An 18670-nucleotide genomic window follows, 5' to 3' on the forward strand; every position below is an offset into this window, starting at 1 on the left:
CGCGGTGGACGATGTGCCCGCCGGTGACCGTCGAAGTGACTTCGCCGGGCTGGGCCGTGGTCGTCATGGTCGCCCGCTCCCGGGCGGGAAGCGGCAGGCTGGTATTCCGGGTTCAGGGGTCACGGCGAACGGCAGGGCGGGATGCGCGGCGCGACCGGCCGGCCTCACACTTCGGGGCGCCGCTCCGTCGAAGGGATGAGAGCACACGCGACCGAGGGAGCTGTCCGACACCATGACCACCCCGTCCGGGCCGGGAGACGGCCGGTCCGATCCGGGCCTGAGCGCGATCACCGGCGAGCGGCACCATCTGATCAACCTCGCCTACCGGTTCCTCGGCTCGCTGGCCGAGGCCGAGGACGTCGTACAGGAGACGTACGCCCGCTGGTACGCCATGCCCCCGGAGCAGCGGGACGGCATCGCCTCCCCCGGCGGCTGGCTGACGACCGTCGCCAGCCGGATCTGCCTCGACCTGCTCGGCTCGGCCCGCGCCCGCCGCGAGCGTTACGTCGGCGAGTGGATTCCGGAGCCGGTGCCCGACGGCACGGAGTGGATCAGCGGGCGGTGGGGCGGCACGGCGGACGACCCGGCCGACCGGGTCACCCTCGACGAGTCGGTGGACATGGCGTTCCTCGTCGTCCTGGAGTCCATGACCCCGGCCGAGCGGGTGGCGTTCGTCCTGCACGACGTCTTCCGCTACACCTTCGCCGAGGTGGCCGAGATCGTCGGCCGGACGCCCGGGGCCTGCCGCCAACTGGCCGTCTCCGCCCGCCGCCGCCTGCGCGCGGCCCGGCCCGTGCCGGCCCCGGTCGGCCGACGCGCGGAGCTGGTACGGGCGTTCAAACGGGCCTGGGAGGCCAAGGACATCGACGCCCTGATCGGCCTGCTGGCGCCCGACGCCGTCGCGACCGGTGACGGCGGCGGGGTCGCGCGGGCGGCACCCCGCCCGGTCCGGGGCGCAGAGGAGATCGCGCGGTTCCTCACCGGACGGGCCCTCGCGCTACCGGGCGTGACGATCCTGGAGTCCACCGTCAACGGCGGGCCCGGCCTGGTCGCCCGGCTCGACGGCGCCACGGTCGCCGTGCTGGCCTTCGATGTCACGGGCGACCGGATCGAGCGGATCTGGGCCGTGCTCAATCCCGACAAGCTCAGGGCCTGGCCCTCGACGAGTTGAGGCCGGCAGGCGGCGGACGGTGCCGTGGTGGACGGACCCGGCCGCCGGTTCAGTCCCGGCGTGCCCCGACGTCACCGTTGACGGTGGTCAGCGTCATGACGGGACCGTGACCGGCGGTGTTCCGCACCGGAAGGCCGACGCCGGTACGGCCGTTGTCGGTGCGGGCGGTGACCCGGTAGGCGGGGCTGTCGTGGGGGACGGTCACGTCGACCGAGCCGTTGGCGGTCGTCCCGGTGACGGCCGACGGGGCGGTGGCGCAGCCCAGGATCACGTCGCCGTTGGTGGTCCGGGCGGTCAGCCGGCCCGCGTCGAGGGCGGCCGTCCGTACCGAGCCGTTGCGGGTGACCAGCCGTACGGCGGCGTCGTCCAGGCCGGAACGGGCCACCGTCACATCGCCGTTGACGGTGGTCAGGTCCAGTGCGGCGGCGACCCCCGCCACGTCGATACCGGCGTCGCGGGCGGTCGCGGTGACCCGCACCCCGTCGGGGACGCCCACCGTGGGCGTACGGGGGCACGGGTCGTCGTCGCGGTCCCGGTCGGCGCAGGACAGGTCCAGGGTCCAGGTGCCGTCGTCGTGGGACCAGCGGGGGTCGGCCCGGTCGTCCACCGTGATGTCACGGCCGTCGGCGGGGCGCAGCCGCAGCCCGTTGTCGGTGGTGATGACCAGGGCCGTTCCCGAGGTCATGGAGACCGGGTGCGCCACCGCCCCGCCGGAGCCGGCGCCTCCCCCGCCTCCGCCCCCGCACGACACGGCGGCCGGGAGCACGGCCAGGGCAACGGTCAGGCGCAGCAGGCACTTCGACGTCATGCCCGTGCGGGTGCCCCGCACGGGCGCCGTCATGACCGGGCGGGCGGCACCGCGGCCGGAGCGGGGCCGCGGGGCCGCGGGAGGGTCAGCCGTGGTACGGGGCGGCCACGTCCAGCACCCAGGTCACGCCGAAGCGGTCGGTGAGCATGCCGTACAGCGGCGACCACTGCGCGGCCGTCAGTTCCCGGACGACCGTCGAACCCTCGGCGAGAGCCGCCCACAGGGCACGGATCTCGTCGGTGTCGTCACCGCGCACGGAGACGAAGAACGGGTTCTCGCCCCGGTCGTGGGGCAGCGTCGAGGGCACGTCGTAGGCCATGACGCGGAAGCCGTTGTCCGCGACCACCTCGCCCCACATCAGCCAGTCCGCCTCGCTCGCGTCCGCCACGCTGCCGGTGTCCTTGTAGGTGACGGCGGTGAGGCGGCCGCCGAAGACGCCCCGGTAGAAGTCCAGTGCCTCGCGGGCGCTGCCCCGGAAGTTCAGATGGGTGGTGGTCGTGACAGACATGGCTGTTCCCTGTCCTCGGTTCGGCGGATGGGCGCCGCGGCGGTGCGGTGTCACCGGCGGCTCGGGGACCACCTTCACAGGGGTACCGGACAGGTCGTGTCCGGTACCGGTGCGCACAATGGGCGGCATGCAGAAGACGTCCGCGCGGCTGCTCACCCTGCTCTCGCTGCTCCAGACGCGCCGCGACTGGTCCGGCGACTCCCTCGCCGAGAGGCTGGGCGTCACCTCGCGCACGGTCCGCCGCGACATCGACCGGCTCCGCGACCTCGGCTACCCGGTCACGTCCGTCAAGGGCCCCGCCGGGGGTTACCGTCTCGACGCGGGTACGCGGCTTCCTCCGCTGCTGTTCGACGACGGTCAGGCCGTCGCCCTGGCCGTCGCCCTGCGGACGGCGGCCGCCGGCACCCAGGTCGCCGAGGACGCCGCCCGCGCGCTGACCACCCTGCGCCAGGTCCTCCCGCCCCGACTGCGCCACCGTTTGGACCTGCTGAGCGTCACCGCCGTCGACCCGCCCGGGGACCGGGACGCCGGGCGGGTCGACACCGAGGTGCTGATGGAGCTGAGCCGGGCCGTCCGCGCCCGTGAGGAGCTGCGCTTCGACCACCGCGGCGCCCGCGCCGAGCGGCTCCGCCGGGTGCAGCCGCACCACCTGGTCACCCGGCACGGCCGCTGGTACCTCCTCGCCTGGGACCTCGACCGCGAGGACTGGCGGATCTTCCGCGCCGACCGGACCCGGCCCCGTACGCCCACCGGCCCCCGCTTCACGCCGCGCCCGCTGCCCGGCGGCGGTGTCGGCGACTTCGTCACCGGCCGGCTGCGCGGCGGCGACGGCACCACGACGGACTGGGCCTGCCAGGGGGTGGTCGACCTCGGTCTGCCGGCCGCCGAGGTCGCCCCGTTCGCCCCGGACGGGATCGTCGAGGAACTGGGCCCCGGCCGCTGCCGGCTCACCCTCGGCTCCTGGTCATGGACGGGGCTGGCCGCCGCCCTCGGCCGCTTCGACACCGGCATCGAGGTCGTCGGCCCGCCCGAGCTGCGCGCCGCCTTCGCGAAACTCGCCGCCCGGTACGCGGACGCCGCCCGGTACGCGGACGCCGCCCGGCCCCGGCCGTGACGCCCGGGTCATCGGCCGGGTGCTCCCGGCCTCCGGGCCGGTGTCCGGGCGCGGCAGGCCCACGGTGGCCGCGAGTCCGCGCGGGGCGCCGCCGGTCGTCTCCGGCAGCTCGGCGACGATCTCGATGCCCGGCGGCGGTTGCCGGAGACCCACCCCGCCGGGGCGGCCGGAAGTCGCCGTACGGGCCTGGTGTGGCGGCAGGGAAAGCGGATACCGTCGCGGGCAGCGCATCGCAGGGCAGGACCGTCCGGCTCCGCACCGCCTTCCTCCCCCAGGGCCGCCCGTGACGGGCCGGTCGGAGCCGCGGCCGATCGCGCTGCGTTGTCGCCGTGTTGCCAAGGAACGCCACCGCCGTGCAAGCGTCCTCGCTCCTGGAGCCGACATGTTACGACGCCGCTGGACCGGTCCCCTGCTGCTCCTCCTCCTGCTGCTGACCGTGCTGACCTCACCCCCCGCCGCCGCCTCGCCGGACAAGGCCGACGCCGCGTCCGCGGTCCCCCTGCCGTCGCTGAAGGCGACCACCACCCAGGTCGCCTCCGGGCTGCGGCGCCCCACCGCGATCGCCGCCCCCGACGACGGCACCGGCCGCCTGTTCATCACCGAGAAGGCCGGCACCGTCCGCGTCTACCACCCGGACACCGGCCTCGCCGCGACCCCGCTGATCGACATCACCTCGGCCATCGACGAATCGGGCAACGAGCGCGGCCTGCTCGGCATCGCCCTGCCCGCCGACTTCGCCGAGAGCCACAGCCTCTACCTGGCGTACACGGCCAAACCCGACGCCGCGGTCACCCTCGGCCGCTACCGCCTCGACGAGAAGCGGCTGGAGCCCCTGCTCGCCCAGCCGCACGCCGAGTACAGCAATCACAACGGCGGCCAGCTCGCCTTCGGCCCCGACGGCAACCTGTACTGGAGCATCGGCGACGGCGGCGGCTCCGCCGACCCGCTGCGCGCCGGGCAGCGGCTGGACACCCTGCTCGGCAAGATCCTCCGTATCGACGTCGACCGGGCCTGCGCCCCGCTCGCGTACTGCGTCCCCGAGGACAACCCCTTCGCCGACACCCCCGGCGCCCGCCCGGAGATCTGGCTGTACGGGCTGCGCAACCCGTGGCGGTTCTCCTTCGACGCCGCCGACGGCTCGCTGTGGATCGGCGACGTCGGCCAGGGCCGCTGGGAGGAGATCGACCACCTCGCGCCCGGCCAAGGCGGGGCGAACCTCGGCTGGTCCTGCTACGAGGGCCAGGAGCGGTTCGAGGGCGGGAACTGCCCGCCCGGTGAGCAGTACACCCGGCCGGTCTTCACCTACTCCCCCTACACGGGCGGCTGTTCGGTGATCGGCGGCCATGTCTACCGGGGCTCGCGGTACGCCGACCTGGTGGGCGGCACGTACATCGCCACCGACTACTGCTCGTCCACCGTCTGGGCGCTGCGGCCCGACGGCCGGGGCGGCTACGAGCAGGCCGAGATCGGGGAGATGCCCACCCAGGTGACGACGATCGGCACCACGGCCGAGGGGGAGTTCTACGTGGTGAACGACCTGCCCGGCGGGCTGCACCGGGTGTCGTTCACGCGGGAGGAGCCCACCTGCCGCGTCGACCGCACCGTGCGGTCGTGGGGTACCGGCACCACGGTCGACCTCACCGTCACCAACACCGGGAGCACCCCGGTGAACGGCTGGTCGCTGAAGTTCCCGCTGGCCCTCGGGCAGACCGTGATCTCCGACTGGAACACGGACCTCACCCAGCTCAGCAACACCATCACGGCGACCAACGCCGCCCACAACGCGACCATCGCGCCGGGTGCCGGCGTGACCCTCGGCTACCTCGCCAGCCATACCGGCGACGCCTCGGCGCCACCTCGGTTCACGCTGAACGGTGACGCCTGTGCCATCGGCCGCTGACCGGCCCCCCTCCCGGCGGTGAACTCCCGCCGGGAGGGGGGCCGGGCGGCGCCCGGCGGGCGGGGGGGCCGCCGGTGTCGTCATCCGCGCCCGGCGCGTGGGGCGGGGGCGGGCCGGTCGACGTACGGCTGGCCGGAGAGGTCGGCGATGGCGTGCATCGTCCGCGACGTCGTCTCGCGCAGCGCGGCCGTGGTGGGGAACCCGTCGGGGCGCCGCTCGTCCGGCAGCGCGCCGAGCGGGCGGCCGAACCGGATGCGGACGGGGTGCCGGCGCAGCCCGGACGCGCCGACGGGCTGCACCCGGTCGGTGCCGCTGATCCCGAACGGCACCAGGGGTACGCCGCAGGTGAGGGCGAGGGCCGCCGCGCCGGGGCGGCCCCGGTAGAGCCGTCCGTCGGGTGACCGGGTGCCCTCGGGGTAGAGGGCGAGGGCCCCGCCGCCGTCGAGCACGCGCCGGCCGCGGTCGAGCGCCTCGCGTGCCGCGGCCGGGCCGGCGCCCCGGTCGACCGGCAGGAAGCCGAGCCGGCGGCAGAAGCCCGCGAGGGCCCGCCCCCGGGGGCCGGTGCCGGTGAAGTACTCCCGTTTGCTCAGGAAGACCAGCCGCCGGTGCACCGCCGCCATCAGGAAGAAGGTGTCGCAGGCGGCCAGATGGTTGCCGACCAGCAGCACGGGTCCGCCGGCCGGGACGTGTTCGGCGCCCTCCACGGTCGTCGGGCACCAGGCGGCCCCGGCCAGCTTCATCAGCGCGCGGGTGCCGCGGTAGGTGTGCACGTGCCGTCCTCTCGGTCCAGGGCGCGGGCGTCCGGGGCCAGCCGGAGGAGGGCCCGGTGCCAGGTCTCGGCGAGGTCCCCGGCCGCCGGCAGCGCGGCGTCCGCGGTGAAGGCGCAGACGGCCTCGTCCCGCCAGAGGGTCAGCACCGGCTGGTAGGGGAAGTCGGCGGGCAGGCAGTTCAAGCCGGTGAAGCGGCGGGCCCGGCGGCCGGCGAACCCGAGGTCGGCGGCGGAGCTGAGGAGGGTGGTCTGCGCCCCGCAGCGCGCGAAGAGGCGTGCCGAGAAGCCGCGGGTGCCCGCCACGCTCAGCCGTCCGAGGGCGTGGCCCAGGGCCCAGCGGACGCCCGGGTCGCGCAGCGGCGCGGTCCGGCGGGAGATGATCCGGACCCGCTCGGCGAGGTCCTTCTCCCGCCAGGGGATGTCCAGCAGCGCGACGGCGAACCGGTTGCCCCGGTACGGCGTCGGACCGGCCCGCTCCAGCGAGACGGGCACCCCGATCCCGCGCGCCCGCCACCGCTCGGCGGTCCACCCCGTCGGATCGGCCGCCTCGGCCGCCGCGGACAGGGCGCCCAGGTACACGTCGAGCACCGAGCAGTCCAGCGCACGCGCCGCCGCGCGCAGCGCCGCCACGGGCACGACGGCCCGGGAGACCACGCGCCGCCCGGCCGGCGCCGCGGGGAGCAGGGGCCGCCGGGGCGCGGGCAGCAGCAGCCGGGCCGAGGCGCCCAGGTTGCGCGCGTACCCGCCGGCGCGCGCCGCGGCGGGCGGACGGGCCGGGGCGCGGGCGGGCATCGCCGCGGCGACGGGTTCGGGCCGGGAGAACAGCAGGCGGACCAGCCGCAGCACGCCGGTGCCGTCGTGCAGGGCGTGATGCCCCCGGTAGCACAGCAGGTAGCCGTCGGTTCCGGCGCCGGTCACCAGCCATACGCCCCAGGGGCGTCGGGCGCACGGGGCGGGTTGGTTGACCAGGGCGTCGTACGCCGCCGACCAGTTGGACGCCGTCCCGGTCGGCACCGTCAACTCCCGTACATGGTCGTCTAGATGGTCCTCGCAGCCGGACAGGGGCGGCAGCAGGGGCAGCCGTGCGCGCAGGTGCTCGCGCACCTCCTGCCGGGCCGGGGCCGCGCCGTCCATCTCCAGGGCCGCGCCGATGTGCAGGTAGTGGGCGCCGCCCTCCATCTCGCCGATGACCTGGTCGACCGCCGGATACGGCGTCTCGGCGTCCGTCACGGGAACCGCCGTCCCTTCCGTCACGCGTCGACGCTCAGCTCGGGCCAGACCAGGGTGGTCGCGCCCCAGGTGAGGCCGGCCCCGAAGGCCGCGACCGCCACCCGCTCCCCCGCGGCCAGGGCGCCGTCGCGGACCGCGTGGTCCAGCAGTATCGGCACCGAGGCCGCGCTGGTGTTGCCGACGTGCGCGATGTTGGACAGCCACCGCTCCTCGGGCACGTTCATCCGGACGGCCAGCGAACGGGAGATCCGGGCGTTGGCCTGGTGGACGGCGAAACGATCCACCTCCGCCGGTGTCCACCCGGCCTTCTCCACGGCCCGGGTCAGCGCCCCGTCCAGGTGTTCCAGGGCCCGCCGGAACACCTCGCGGCCGTCCATGCGCACATGGGCGTGGGGTTCCTCGGCCGTGTACCGGTAGCGGGTACGGGAGCCGCCGCGCGGAATGTGGATGAGTTCGGCGCCGCCCCCGTCGCTGCCCAGCACGAACGGGCCGAGTGCGCCGGGTTCGCCGGGGTCCCCGGCCCGGACGACCGCGGCGGCGGCACCGTCCCCGAAGATCGGCGCGGTCACGGCGTCCTCGGGGTCCACCACCGCGGACATCGTCTCGGCGCCGATCACCAGGACGCGTTCGAAGGTGCGGGCCGCGATGCAGCCGGCCGCGATCGACAGGCCGTACACGAAGCCCGAGCAGGCCGCCGACAGGTCGACCGCCGCCGCCCCGGTCAGTCCCAGCCGCGCCGCCACCTCGGGGGCGCAGGGCGGGGTCACCCGGTCGGGGGTGGCGGTGGCCAGCAGCACGGCGTCCACCTGCCCGTGCCCCTGCGACTTCAGGGCCCGCGCGCCCGCCTCCGCGGCCATGGCGACGGTGGCCGTCCCGTCGTCCGCGCGGCGCCGGCTGCGCACGCCGGAACGCTGGTGAATCCAGGCGTCGGTGACCCCGAGCCGCTCGGCCAGTTCGCCGTTGGGCACGACCGCCGGGGGCAGCCAGGAGCCGAGCCCGCACAGCACCGCCGCGGGGACGCCGCCGCTCGTGCGTGCCGTCATCGGGCGGCGGGCTGCCGGCGCGACTCCAGGTACGCGGCGACCTCGCCGACGGTGCCGAGGCCCGCCAGTTCGTCCTCGTCGACGCCGAGGCCCAGTTCCTCCTGCGCGATCATGACCAGTTCCGTGACCGCGAGGGAGTCCAGTCCCGCCTCGTCGGCCGAGGCGTCGGGCCGGACGGCGTCGGCCGGCAGCCTCAGGCGTTCCACCAGTGTTTCCCGCAGCCACTCGTACATGGTTCTCCTCGGTCCGGTCGCTCGGCGGACGCCGTCCGGCGCCCCGCCGGGGGCCAAGATTCCATACGCCGCACGGGCCATCGGACGATCATCACTCCCACGGCTGACCACGCGGGGCAGGTGAACCCGTTCGGGTGACGGCGGGCCTCGGCGCCGCGGCAACTGCGTCCCGTCCCGGGACTTCCCATCGGTTTTCGGCTCTTTCCCGCAAAGGGCGATACCGCGAACCGGTACCGGCATAGCATGTGCGCGAAGTGTGCAGACCAAGCACAATGAGCACACAAGCCAGCGGTGCCCAGGGGGGGTTACGGGGTGATGGGGACACCTGTGCGCGCAACCGGGAACGTCTGCCGATCCGGCGTCTGACGTCTGCTTTTCCACCGTCCGGCCGGTCGTGACCCGACGGACACCAGTCTGTTCACCACAGGTCCCACAGGGGGGTTGGTGTGTCCGAAAGATGACCACTTCACGTCTGGCGGCGCTCGAACGCGACGAACCGTCGCTGCTCCCGCTCGCCCAACGCCTGCTCTCCGTCGCCGAGTCGGGCCTGCCGTCGATGCTGCTGCCCGGCAAGGAGGCGTTCGCCTTCACCATGGCCGGCACGAGGGCCCCCGACGGTTCCTGGCGGGTGGAGCAGCGCGGGACCAGCAGGCGGTACGCGGCCATCACCGCGCTCGGCGTCCGGTATCTGCCCGAGGAACGCCAGCGGACGGTGCTCGCGGGGCGCAGCGCGCAGGAGTTCACCGGTCTGCTGGTGGAGTCCCTGCCCTCGGTGACCGACCTCGGCGACGCGGCGCTGATCGCCTGGGCCGCCGCCGACACCGGGCACCCCAAGCTGTCCGACGCCCTGGCCCGGGTCGAGGCGCTGGACCACCGGGACCGGCCGCAGTACACGGTGGAGGCCGCCTGGGTGCTGTCCGCGCTCGCGGCGGCCCGCGAATCGGCCGACGTGGAACGGCACTTCACCGCGGCGCGGGACCGGCTGCTGCGGGCCCGGATCGGCGGCAGCCCGCTGTTCCCGCACGCCACCGGGCCCGGCCTGCTGCCCGGATACCGGGCGCATGTGAGCTGCTTCGCCGACCAGACGTACCCGTTGCAGGCGCTGGCCCGCGCCCACGCGAGCGGCGACGGCGACCCCGAGGCGCTGGCCGCGGCGGAGGCGTGCGCGGCCCGCATCTGCCGGCTCCAGGGCACGGGCGGCCAGTGGTGGTGGCACTACGACGCGCGCACCGGCGGTGTGGTGGAGGGCTACCCCGTCTACAGCGTCCACCAGCACGCGATGGCGCCGACCGCCCTGTTCGACCTCACCGAGGCCGGCGGCGGCGACTTCGGCGCGGCCGTCCGCAAGGGCCTGCGCTGGATGACGGACGTACCGGAACTGGCCGGCCGCCCGGCCGCCCGGGAGCCGCTGATCCTGGATGAGTTGGGCGTCACCTGGCGCAAGGTCCACCGGGGCGACCCGAAGAAGGCGGTGCGCGCGGTGCGCGGGCTGTCCACCCGGGCGGTGCCGGGGCTGCGGCTGCGGGCCCTGGACCGGGTGTACCGGCCGCTGTCCGTGGACCGCGAATGCCGGCCGTACGAGTTCGGCTGGATGCTGCACGCCTGGCTGGGGGGCCGGATATGAGCGGGCGTCGCACGCTGTTCGGCTTCGAGCTGGACCCGCTGACCATGGACCAGACCGTCGAACGCTGCCTGGCCGCCGTGCGGGAGGGCCGCAGGCTGGAGATCGGCGTGGTCAACGCGGCCAAGCTGGTCACCATGCGGCGCGACCCGCGGCTCGCCGCGGCGGTGACCAACTGCGACCTGGTCCTCGCCGACGGGCAGGCGGTGGTCTGGGCCGGGCGGGTGCTGGGCGCCCCGCTGCCGGAGCGGGTCGCCGGGATCGACCTGTTCCTGCGGCTGCTGGCGGAGGCGGAGTCGGCGGGCCTGCCGGTGTACTTCCTCGGCGCCCGGCCGGAGGTCCTCCAGGAGATGCTGCGCCGGGTCGCCGACCGGTTCCCCGGCCTGAAGGTGGCGGGCAGCCGTCACGGCTACTTCGACGACTGTGAGCAGGAGGCCGTCGCGGACGCGATCGCCCGCAGCGGCGCCCAGTTGCTCTTCCTCGGCATGACCTCGCCGAAGAAGGAGATCTTCACCGCCGCCCACGGCGCCCGCACCGGCGCCCATGTCGTGCACGGCGTCGGCGGCTCCTTCGACATCCTCGCCGGCGTCACCCGGCGAGCCCCCGAGTCCTGGCAGCGCCGGGGACTGGAGTGGCTCTACCGGGCGTTGCAGGAACCGCGCCGCCTGGGCCGGCGCTACCTCACCACCAACGCGGCCTTCGTCCTCATGACGGCACGCGAGCGGCTGCGCCCCACCCCGTCGGCCGCCCCGGCGAACAGGAGTCACTGATGCGTGTCGTCGTGGTCGGACAGGGATACGTCGGTCTGCCGCTGGCCATCCGGGCCGCCGAGACCGGGCACGAGGTGATCGGCTACGACGTCGACACCCGGCGGATCAAGAGCCTCGCGGCCGGTGAGTCCTTCGTGGAGGACGTCTCCTCCGAACGCGTCCGCGCGGCCCTGGACAACGGCACCTACCGCCCCAGCGACGCGGCGCGTGACTGCGGCGGGTTCGACGTCGCCGTGGTGACCGTGCCGACCCCGCTGCACGAGGGCACCCCCGACCTGCGGTACATCAAGGAGTCGGCGGTCACCCTCGCCCGCTATCTGCGCCCCGGCGCCACGGTCGTCCTGGAGTCGACCACGTACCCGGGCACCACTCAGGAACTGTTCGCGCCGATCCTGGAGGAGGGTTCGGGACTCACCGCGGGCAGCGACTTCCAGCTCGGCTACAGCCCGGAGCGCATCGACCCCGGCAACGCGGTGTGGGGCTTCAAGGAGACCCCCAAGGTGGTCTCCGGTGTCGACGAGGCGTCGCTCCTGGCGGTCCAGGGCTTCTACGCGCAACTGGTCGACACCACCGTGCCGGTGAGTTCGCCGAAGGAGGCGGAGCTGGCCAAGCTGCTGGAGAACACCTTCCGGCACGTGAACATCGCGCTGGTCAACGAGATCGCGATGTTCGCCCGGCACCTGGACATCGACGTCTGGCAGGCCATCGACGCCGCCTCCAGCAAGCCGTTCGGCTTCATGAAGTTCACCCCCGGCCCCGGGGTCGGCGGCCACTGCCTGCCGATCGACCCGTCGTACCTGTCCTGGCGGGTGCAGCGCGAACTCGGCCAGAGCTTCCGCTTCGTGGAGCTGGCCAACGACATCAACAACCACATGCCCGAGTACGTGACCCGCCGGATCGCCGACCTGTTCAACACCAGGCGCCGGTCCGTCAACGGCTCCCGGGTCCTGCTGCTCGGCCTCGCCTACAAGAAGAACACCGGCGACGCCCGCGAGTCGCCCGCGCTGCGCGTCTCCCAACTCCTGCTGGACATGGGGGCGCAGGTCAGGGCGGCGGACCCGCACGTGGTGGAGAGCCTGCCGGTGGACACCCGGCTGGTGCGGGTCGACGTGGCGGCCGAGGAGCTGGCCGCCGCCGACGTGGTGGTACTGCTCACCGACCACGACTGCTTCGACTACGGGCTCATCGCCGAACACGCTCCCGTCGTCCTCGACTGCCGTCGCAGACTGCCGTCCGGACCCACGATCGAGGTGCTCTGAGCAATGCCGCGCATCATCTGTGTCGCCGGGGCGCGCCCCAACTACATGAAGATCAAACCGGTGATGGACGCGCTGGAGCGCCGGGGCGCCGAGGTACTGCTGGTCCACACCGGCCAGCACTACGACCCGGCCATGAACGACGTGTTCTTCGCCGACCTCGGCATCCGGCCGCCGGACCGCTTCCTCGGCGTCGGCTCCGGCAGCCACGCCGAGCAGACCGGCCGGGTGATGACCGCGTTCGAGCCGCTGCTCGACGAGGTGGCCCCGGACCTCGTCGTCGTGGTCGGCGACATCAACTCCACGCTGGCCTGCGCCCTGGTCACCGCGAAGGCGGGCCCGCTGCTGGCCCACGTCGAGGCCGGACTGCGCAGCCGCGACTGGTCCATGCCGGAGGAGGTCAACCGCGTCGCCACCGACCGGGTCAGCGACTACCTGCTGGCCCCCTCCCCCGACGCGGCCGGCAATCTGCGCGCCGAGGGCTACCGGGCGGACCAGATCCACCTGGTCGGCAACGTCATGATCGACACCCTGCTGGCCAACCTGGAGCGCGCCCGCGCCTCGGACGTCCTGGACCGCTCCGGGCTGACCCGGGGCGGCTACGGCCTGGTCACCCTGCACCGGCCCGCCAACGTGGACGACCCCGAAGTACTCGCCCGACTGCTGAAGGCGCTGGGTGAGATCGCGGGCCGCTGCCCGCTGGTGTGGCCGGTGCACCCCCGCGCGGCCGGCAGGCTGGCCGAGCTGGGCGTGCCCGGCGGCATCCGGCTGGTACCGCCCGCCGGGTACCTGGACTTCATCGCGCTCCAGGACGCGGCCCGTGTCGTGCTGACCGACTCGGGGGGTGTGCAGGAGGAGACCACCGCGCTGGGCGTGCCGTGCGTGACGCTGCGGGACAACACCGAGCGGCCGATCACCGTCGAGGAGGGCACCAATGTGCTGGCCGGACGGGACCCGGCCCGCGTCCTGAACACCGTGAACGGGGTGCTGGACGCCCCGCCCGCGCCGCGCCGGCCCGCGCTGTGGGACGGCCGGGCCAGCGAACGGATCGCCGAGGTGCTGCTGCGCGGCGGCACCGCGCGCACCCGGCCGCGGCCCACCGACCGCCCGGCGTCCGGCCCCGGACCGGAGCCCGTCGCCCGGTCCGGACCCATGGACCGAACGTTCCCCATATGATCCGCTGGCAACAAATGACCGTCGAACGTGTGGTCGCTAGGGGGAACCACCATGGATCTCGCTGAGATCTTCCGGGTGCTGCGCAGGCGCTGGCAGGTGCTGCTGCCCGGACTGCTGCTGACCGCGGGCCTGGTGGCCGCCGTGATCGTGCTGGTCCCGGTCGGCTACCAGTCGCAGAGCACGGTGGTCCTGCTGAACTCCGAGAAGGCCACCCGGGCGTACGACGGCAACCCCTTCCTGAGCACCCAGACCTCGCTCACCGGCATGGCCGACAGCCTGGCGCGCAGCCTCACCTCCGACGACGCGCTCAGGGAGCTGAAGTCCCGGGGCGCCGAGGGCACCATCGAGGCCAAGCTCGCCGACAACGCCCAGGGGCCGCTGATGTGGCTCACCGTCACCGGCACCGACGCGGACTCGGTACTGGCCTCGGACAAGATCCTGACCGCGTACGCCGAGGAGCGCCTGGACGACTTCCAGCGCCGGCAGTCGGTCGACCCGAAGGCCATGATCCGGATGACGACGATCGTGCCGCCGCAGAAACCGGTGGCGCAGACCAAGACCCGCCTCCAGTACATGATCATGGCCGGGATCATGGGGCTGGTCCTCACCCTGGTCGGCGTCTTCTACGTGGAGGCCCGCAAGCGGCCGAAGGCACCCGGGCCGGCGGCGCCCGGCCCCGCCCCGGCGGAGCGGGAGACAGCCGCGCCGGACGCCGGGCCGGCCACGGACGAGACGCTCGCCATCCGGCGTCCGCCGAGCTGGTCGCGGACCACCGGGCACGACGGTACGGCCGCCGCACGGCCCGGGGCGGCACGGCCCGTGGCGACGGTGCCGTCCGCCGCAGAGCCACGCGACGAGGAGTCGACTCATGGACATCGCCCGCGCTCCGGACAGTGAGCCGGGCGAGGCGAGCGAGGCCCCCGCGGGCCCCGCTTCGAACGCCTTCGGCCGCAAGGTCCGTTCGGCGGCCCGGTGGAGCCTGATCAACACCGTCGTGCTGCGCCTGGGCAACTTCGCCACCGGCATCGTCCTGGCGCGCTTCGCCCTGGGCCCCGCCGAGTGGGGGGTGTACGGCCTCGCGCAGACCGTGCTGCTGGTCCTGCTGTCCGCCAACGAGCTGGGCGTGGGCCTGGCCATCGTGCGCTGGGAGGGCGACCCCCGGCGGTTCGCGCCGACCGTGCTGACCCTGAGCACCCTCTCCAGCGGCCTGCTGTACGTGGCGCTGTTCGCGGCGGCACCGGCGGTGGGCTCCCTGCTGGGCTCGCCGGACGCCGCCGGGGTGCTGCGGGTGATGTGCCTGTGCGTGGTGATCGACGGGATCGCGCAGGTACCGGCGGGCTTCCTGACCCGGGAGTTCGCCCAGGGCAGGCGCATGGTCATCGACACCCTGAACTTCGTGGTGAGCACGGCGGTGACGCTGCTGCTCGCCTTCGCGGACTGGGGCGCGATGAGCTTCGCCTGCGGGGCGGTGGCGGGGAACCTGGTGTCGCTGGTCGGCTGCAAGCTGGCCGCGCCCGGCACCCTCAGATTCGGCTGGGACCCCGAACAGGCCCGCGCGCTGCTCAGGTTCGGGCTGCCGCTGGCCGGGGCGAGCATGCTGGCCCTGGCCGTGGTCAACGTCGACACCATGGTGCTGGGCGCCGCGCTGGGCAATGTCGCGCTGGGCTTCTACGTGCTCGCCTTCAACATCTCCGGCTGGCCGGTGCGGATCATCTCCGAGGCCGCCCGCCGGGTCTCCTTCGCCGGGTTCTCCCGGCTGGCCGGCTCCCCGGCGGCACTCGCCCAGGGGTTCAGCCGCGCCCTGGGCGTGCTGATCACCGGCACGGTCCCGCTGTGCGTGTTGCTGGCGGGCCTCGCGGAGCCGGTGATCCGGCTGGTCTACGGCGGCCGGTGGACGCCCGCCGCCGGGGCGCTGCCCTGGCTGATGGTCCTCGGGCTGATCCGCATCGGCAGCGAACTCGCCTACGACTGCCTGGTCGCGATGGGGCAGCGCCGCTCCCTCTTCCTGGTGCAGGGCCTGTGGCTGGTGGCCCTGGTCCCGGTGCTCCTCGTCGCCGCCCGGCTGAACGGCATCGTCGGGGTCTCCCAGGGCCATGTCCTGGTGGCCGGCGCGCTGGTGGTGCCCGTCTTCCTGATCGCCCTCGGCCGCGGCGGCATCGGCCTCGGCCTGATCGCCAGGGCCTGCGCGTGGCCCTTCCTCGGCGGTGCCGTGATGGCCGCGGTCGTCTACGGCCTGCGGCACCCGTTCGGCGACGGGCCGCTGGGGCTCCTCGCCGTCTGTGCCGTCGCCCTGGCCGGGTACGCGGTGTGCGTACTGCCCAGCCGGGACTTCCTGCGCGGCGCGGACCGCGGGGCGGGGCGGCACCGCGGCCGGCACCGGATGTCCGCGCCGGTCCCGCCCGCCCCCCAGGACATGAGGTGAACCCGATGACACGGCGTTCCGGCCGCGGCCCGCTGGCCGCGTTACTGCTCACCGCCTCGCTGGCGGTGCTGGCAGCGGCCTGCTCGCAGCCCCAGGACTCCGCGGCGCCCGGCTGCCCGGCCGCCGCCGCGTCGCCCTGCCCCCCGGACACCTCCCCGCCGCCGCCGAGCCCGGAACCGTCCACCCCGGCCGGCACCACGCCGGACAGCGCGACCGGTACGACCGGCGCGACCGGCTCGACCGCGTCGCCGGCCCGCCCCCGCCGCCCCTCCGGCTCGTCCCGCCCGCCCTCGGCCGGGTCCGCCGCCTGCGCCTCGCCCCGCGCCTGCGGCTTCCCCGACGCCGCCACCACCGGCCACCGCACCGCCCCGAAGACCCGCAAGTCCGGCCACCTGACGATCCGTACCGACGGGGCGGTCATCCGGGGCTGGGACCTCGCCGGGTCGCTCGACGTCTACGCGGACGACGTCACCGTCATCGACAGCAGGATCACCTCCGACAACTGGTGGGGCGTCAACCTGCGCCCCGGCCACCACGGTCTGCGGGTCCTGCACTCCACCATCACCGCGGTCCCCGGCGAGGGACCGGACAACGGCGGCGTCGACTACGCGGTGTCCAACATGGGGACCAGCTCCGTCGAGGTCGGCTGGTGCGACGTGTCGGTGTTCGGCGACGCCCTGTCCATGGGGCAGGGCGACCTGCACGACAACTACGTCCACGACCTCGCCCCGTTCGTCAACCAGGGCGGCGAGTGGCAGCACACCAACGCGGTGATCAGCGGCGGCGGCAACACCGGGCACCTGGTCGTCCGGCACAACACCCTGCTCAACCCCACCCCCGTCGACCAGGGGGCGTCGGGCGGCATCGGCCTGTTCTCCGACAGCGGCCCGGTCCGCAACGTCACCATCGACCGCAACTGGATCGCCGGGGGCGCCTACGCCCTCTACGCCGGCGGGGAGGACGCCACCGGCATCCGGGTCACCGGCAACGTCTTCTCCACCCAGTTCCACCCCGCCTCCGGCGGCTACGGCGCGGTCGCCCACTGGAACGGGGACGGCGCCGGGAACGTATGGCGGGACAACCGGATGTCCGACGGCCGTCCGGTCCGGCCGGAGCCGTCCGGGTGAGCGCCCGCCGGGCGGCGCGCGCCCCCTGGACCCTGCTGAAGGCGCTGTTCGGCTGGCTGGTCCTCTTCGAGGCCAGGAACAAGGTGGTGCTGGCGCCCACCGCGGTGGCGCTGCGCCGGTTCGAGGACGCCGAGACCCGGCGGCTGGCCGCCGCCCGGCCGGTGCCGCCCCCGGCGCTGGTCGCCACGGTGATCGCCACCCACCGGCGCCCCGAGGCGCTGCGGGCCGCGGTGCGCTCGGCGCTCGACCAGACCGTCCGCGACCAGGTCGTCATCGTGGTCGACGACGGCGCCGGACTGCCCCCGCTCCCCGGCGACCCGCGGCTGTTCGCCGTCTCCCTGGCGCGGAACACCAAGGTCGCCGGGGTGGTGCGCAACGTGGGCATCCGCCTCACCCGGTCGCGGTACGTGGCCTTCCTGGACGACGACAACCTGTGGGAACCCGACCACCTCGAACGGGCCCTGGCGGTGCTGCGGTCCCCCGGCGGTCCCGACGGCGTCTACACGGCGCTGCGCCGGGTCCTGCCCGACGGCACCGAACGGGACGTGCTGTCCGTCCCCTACGACCGGCGCCGGTCCGCCCGCGAGGCGTTCCTGGACACCAACGCCTTCGTCGCCCGCCGTACCCGCGCCCTGCGCTTCAGCCGCCTGCGCCGGACCCCTGAGGTGCTGCCCCGGGAGGACTGGGAGCTGATCCGCCGCTACGCCCGCCGGCACCGGGTGCTGCACCTGCCGCACCCCACCGTCCGCTACCTGGTGAACCCGTCCAGCTTCTACACGCGGTGGCGGCCCACCAGTTGAGAACCGATCCGTTTTCCGTCCCCGACCACAGGTGGTTGATCCCATGCCCCACTCCCGCGCCCTGCGGAACAGATTCGTCGACGCGCCCGGCTCACTGGGCGAACGGCTCCGGCTCGCCCGCTGGGAGCGGTTCCGGCGCTGCTTCCCCGGCATCGAGAACATGAGCGTGGTGGACCTGGGCGGCACCGCCGAGATGTGGCAGCGCGCACCGGTGCGCCCCAAGCACGTGCACCTGATCAACCTGGAGTCGCACCCCGCCGACCTGCCCGACTGGATCACCGCGGAGAACGCCGACGTCACCGACCCGGCGGTGGCCGCCGGCCTGAGCGCCGAGGGCGGCTACGACCTGGTCTTCTCCAACTCGACCATCGAGCACGTGGGCGGCCACAGCCAGCGCCGCCGGTTCGTCTGCGCCGTCGAGCGACTGGCGCCGCTGCACTGGGTGCAGACGCCGTACCGCTACTTCCCCGTCGAACCGCACTTCGTGGCGCCCGGGTTCCAGTTCCTGCCGCTGGCCGCGCGGGCGCGTCTGGTCAGGCGCTGGCCGCTCGTGCACAGCCGCCCGGACAGCCCGGAGTCGGCGATGGACGCCGTGGTCAACATCGAGCTGCTGACCCGCGCCGAGCTGCGCTACCTCTTCCCCCGGTCGGTGATCCTCAGCGAGCGGGTGCTCGGCGCGCCGAAGTCGCTGATCGCCGTACGGAACAAGGCGGCCTGAACCC

The 18670-nt window shown here is 74.4% G+C and carries 18 protein-coding genes; 12 read left to right on the forward strand and 6 right to left on the reverse strand.

What is annotated here, in order from left to right:
- The first annotated feature begins 232 nt into the window (after positions 1-232).
- Positions 233-1171 carry an RNA polymerase sigma factor SigJ gene (sigJ, locus tag ACFY32_RS30305; protein ID WP_359201175.1) on the forward strand — a complete coding sequence of 313 codons (939 nt, stop codon included), beginning with the start codon at positions 233-235 and terminating at the stop codon, positions 1169-1171.
- A gap of 49 nt (positions 1172-1220) precedes the next feature.
- Here sigJ and ACFY32_RS30310 read toward each other — a convergent pair whose 3' ends face one another.
- A complete protein-coding gene (locus ACFY32_RS30310) occupies positions 1221-1979 on the reverse strand; it encodes a DUF4097 family beta strand repeat-containing protein (protein ID WP_359201177.1) in 759 nt (252 codons plus the stop codon).
- A gap of 85 nt (positions 1980-2064) precedes the next feature.
- Positions 2065-2487, reverse strand: coding sequence for a VOC family protein (locus tag ACFY32_RS30315; protein ID WP_390675964.1), 423 nt, complete (start codon positions 2485-2487; stop codon positions 2065-2067).
- Between the two features lie 127 nt (positions 2488-2614).
- Here ACFY32_RS30315 and ACFY32_RS30320 point away from each other — a divergent pair, with 127 nt between their 5' ends.
- Both ACFY32_RS30320 and ACFY32_RS30325 read left to right on the forward strand, forming a co-directional pair.
- Complete coding sequence (locus ACFY32_RS30320; protein ID WP_359201181.1) at positions 2615-3601, forward strand: WYL domain-containing protein; 987 nt, start codon at positions 2615-2617, stop codon at positions 3599-3601.
- A gap of 382 nt (positions 3602-3983) precedes the next feature.
- A complete protein-coding gene (locus tag ACFY32_RS30325) occupies positions 3984-5501 on the forward strand; it encodes a PQQ-dependent sugar dehydrogenase (RefSeq protein WP_390675965.1) in 1518 nt (505 codons plus the stop codon).
- 80 nt (positions 5502-5581) lie between these two features.
- Here ACFY32_RS30325 and ACFY32_RS30330 read toward each other — a convergent pair whose 3' ends face one another.
- The 4 genes from ACFY32_RS30330 to ACFY32_RS30345 are packed head-to-tail and all read right to left on the reverse strand — an operon-like array spanning position 5582 to position 8776.
- Positions 5582-6271, reverse strand: a complete 690-nt coding sequence (locus ACFY32_RS30330; protein ID WP_390675966.1) for a lysophospholipid acyltransferase family protein — start codon at positions 6269-6271, stop codon at positions 5582-5584.
- On the reverse strand, positions 6241-7500 hold the full coding sequence (locus tag ACFY32_RS30335) for a wax ester/triacylglycerol synthase domain-containing protein (protein WP_390675967.1): 1260 nt from the start codon (positions 7498-7500) through the stop codon (positions 6241-6243). Before ACFY32_RS30335 ends, ACFY32_RS30330 begins: the two co-directional genes overlap by 31 nt.
- 20 nt (positions 7501-7520) lie before the next feature.
- Entirely contained in the window at positions 7521-8543 is a 1023-nt protein-coding gene (locus ACFY32_RS30340; RefSeq protein ID WP_390675968.1) for a beta-ketoacyl-ACP synthase 3, read from the reverse strand.
- Positions 8540-8776 (reverse strand): phosphopantetheine-binding protein, encoded by a 237-nt coding sequence (locus tag ACFY32_RS30345; protein ID WP_359201192.1) that lies wholly within the window; start codon positions 8774-8776, stop codon positions 8540-8542. The genes ACFY32_RS30340 and ACFY32_RS30345 overlap by 4 nt, the downstream gene beginning before the upstream one ends.
- 457 nt (positions 8777-9233) lie before the next feature.
- On the opposite strand from ACFY32_RS30345, the gene ACFY32_RS30350 reads away from it, so the two are divergent.
- The 9 genes from ACFY32_RS30350 to ACFY32_RS30390 are packed head-to-tail and all read left to right on the forward strand — an operon-like array spanning position 9234 to position 18666.
- The gene (locus tag ACFY32_RS30350; protein WP_359201194.1) at positions 9234-10400 is read left to right on the forward strand and encodes a hypothetical protein; all 1167 of its coding nucleotides are present in this window, start codon (positions 9234-9236) and stop codon (positions 10398-10400) included.
- Positions 10397-11167 (forward strand): WecB/TagA/CpsF family glycosyltransferase, encoded by a 771-nt coding sequence (locus ACFY32_RS30355; protein WP_359201196.1) that lies wholly within the window; start codon positions 10397-10399, stop codon positions 11165-11167. The genes ACFY32_RS30350 and ACFY32_RS30355 overlap by 4 nt, the downstream gene beginning before the upstream one ends.
- Positions 11167-12426: a nucleotide sugar dehydrogenase gene (locus ACFY32_RS30360; RefSeq protein ID WP_359201198.1), complete on the forward strand. Its 1260-nt coding sequence runs from the start codon at positions 11167-11169 to the stop codon at positions 12424-12426. The genes ACFY32_RS30355 and ACFY32_RS30360 overlap by 1 nt, the downstream gene beginning before the upstream one ends.
- Before the next feature lie 3 nt (positions 12427-12429).
- Positions 12430-13599: a non-hydrolyzing UDP-N-acetylglucosamine 2-epimerase gene (wecB, locus tag ACFY32_RS30365; protein WP_359201200.1), complete on the forward strand. Its 1170-nt coding sequence runs from the start codon at positions 12430-12432 to the stop codon at positions 13597-13599.
- Between the two features lie 51 nt (positions 13600-13650).
- The gene (locus ACFY32_RS30370) at positions 13651-14496 is read left to right on the forward strand and encodes a chain length determinant protein (protein ID WP_390675969.1); all 846 of its coding nucleotides are present in this window, start codon (positions 13651-13653) and stop codon (positions 14494-14496) included.
- Positions 14468-16021, forward strand: coding sequence for an oligosaccharide flippase family protein (locus ACFY32_RS30375; RefSeq protein WP_390675970.1), 1554 nt, complete (start codon positions 14468-14470; stop codon positions 16019-16021). Before ACFY32_RS30370 ends, ACFY32_RS30375 begins: the two co-directional genes overlap by 29 nt.
- A gap of 5 nt (positions 16022-16026) precedes the next feature.
- On the forward strand, positions 16027-17148 hold the full coding sequence (locus tag ACFY32_RS30380; protein ID WP_390675971.1) for a hypothetical protein: 1122 nt from the start codon (positions 16027-16029) through the stop codon (positions 17146-17148).
- Positions 17145-17948 carry a glycosyltransferase family 2 protein gene (locus ACFY32_RS30385; protein WP_359201208.1) on the forward strand — a complete coding sequence of 268 codons (804 nt, stop codon included), beginning with the start codon at positions 17145-17147 and terminating at the stop codon, positions 17946-17948. Before ACFY32_RS30380 ends, ACFY32_RS30385 begins: the two co-directional genes overlap by 4 nt.
- A gap of 43 nt (positions 17949-17991) precedes the next feature.
- Entirely contained in the window at positions 17992-18666 is a 675-nt protein-coding gene (locus ACFY32_RS30390) for a class I SAM-dependent methyltransferase (protein ID WP_359201210.1), read from the forward strand.
- Positions 18667-18670: the final 4 nt, after the last annotated feature.

This window comes from Streptomyces sp. NPDC000134 (assembly GCF_042899225.1).
Taxonomy (GTDB): domain Bacteria; phylum Actinomycetota; class Actinomycetes; order Streptomycetales; family Streptomycetaceae; genus Streptomyces.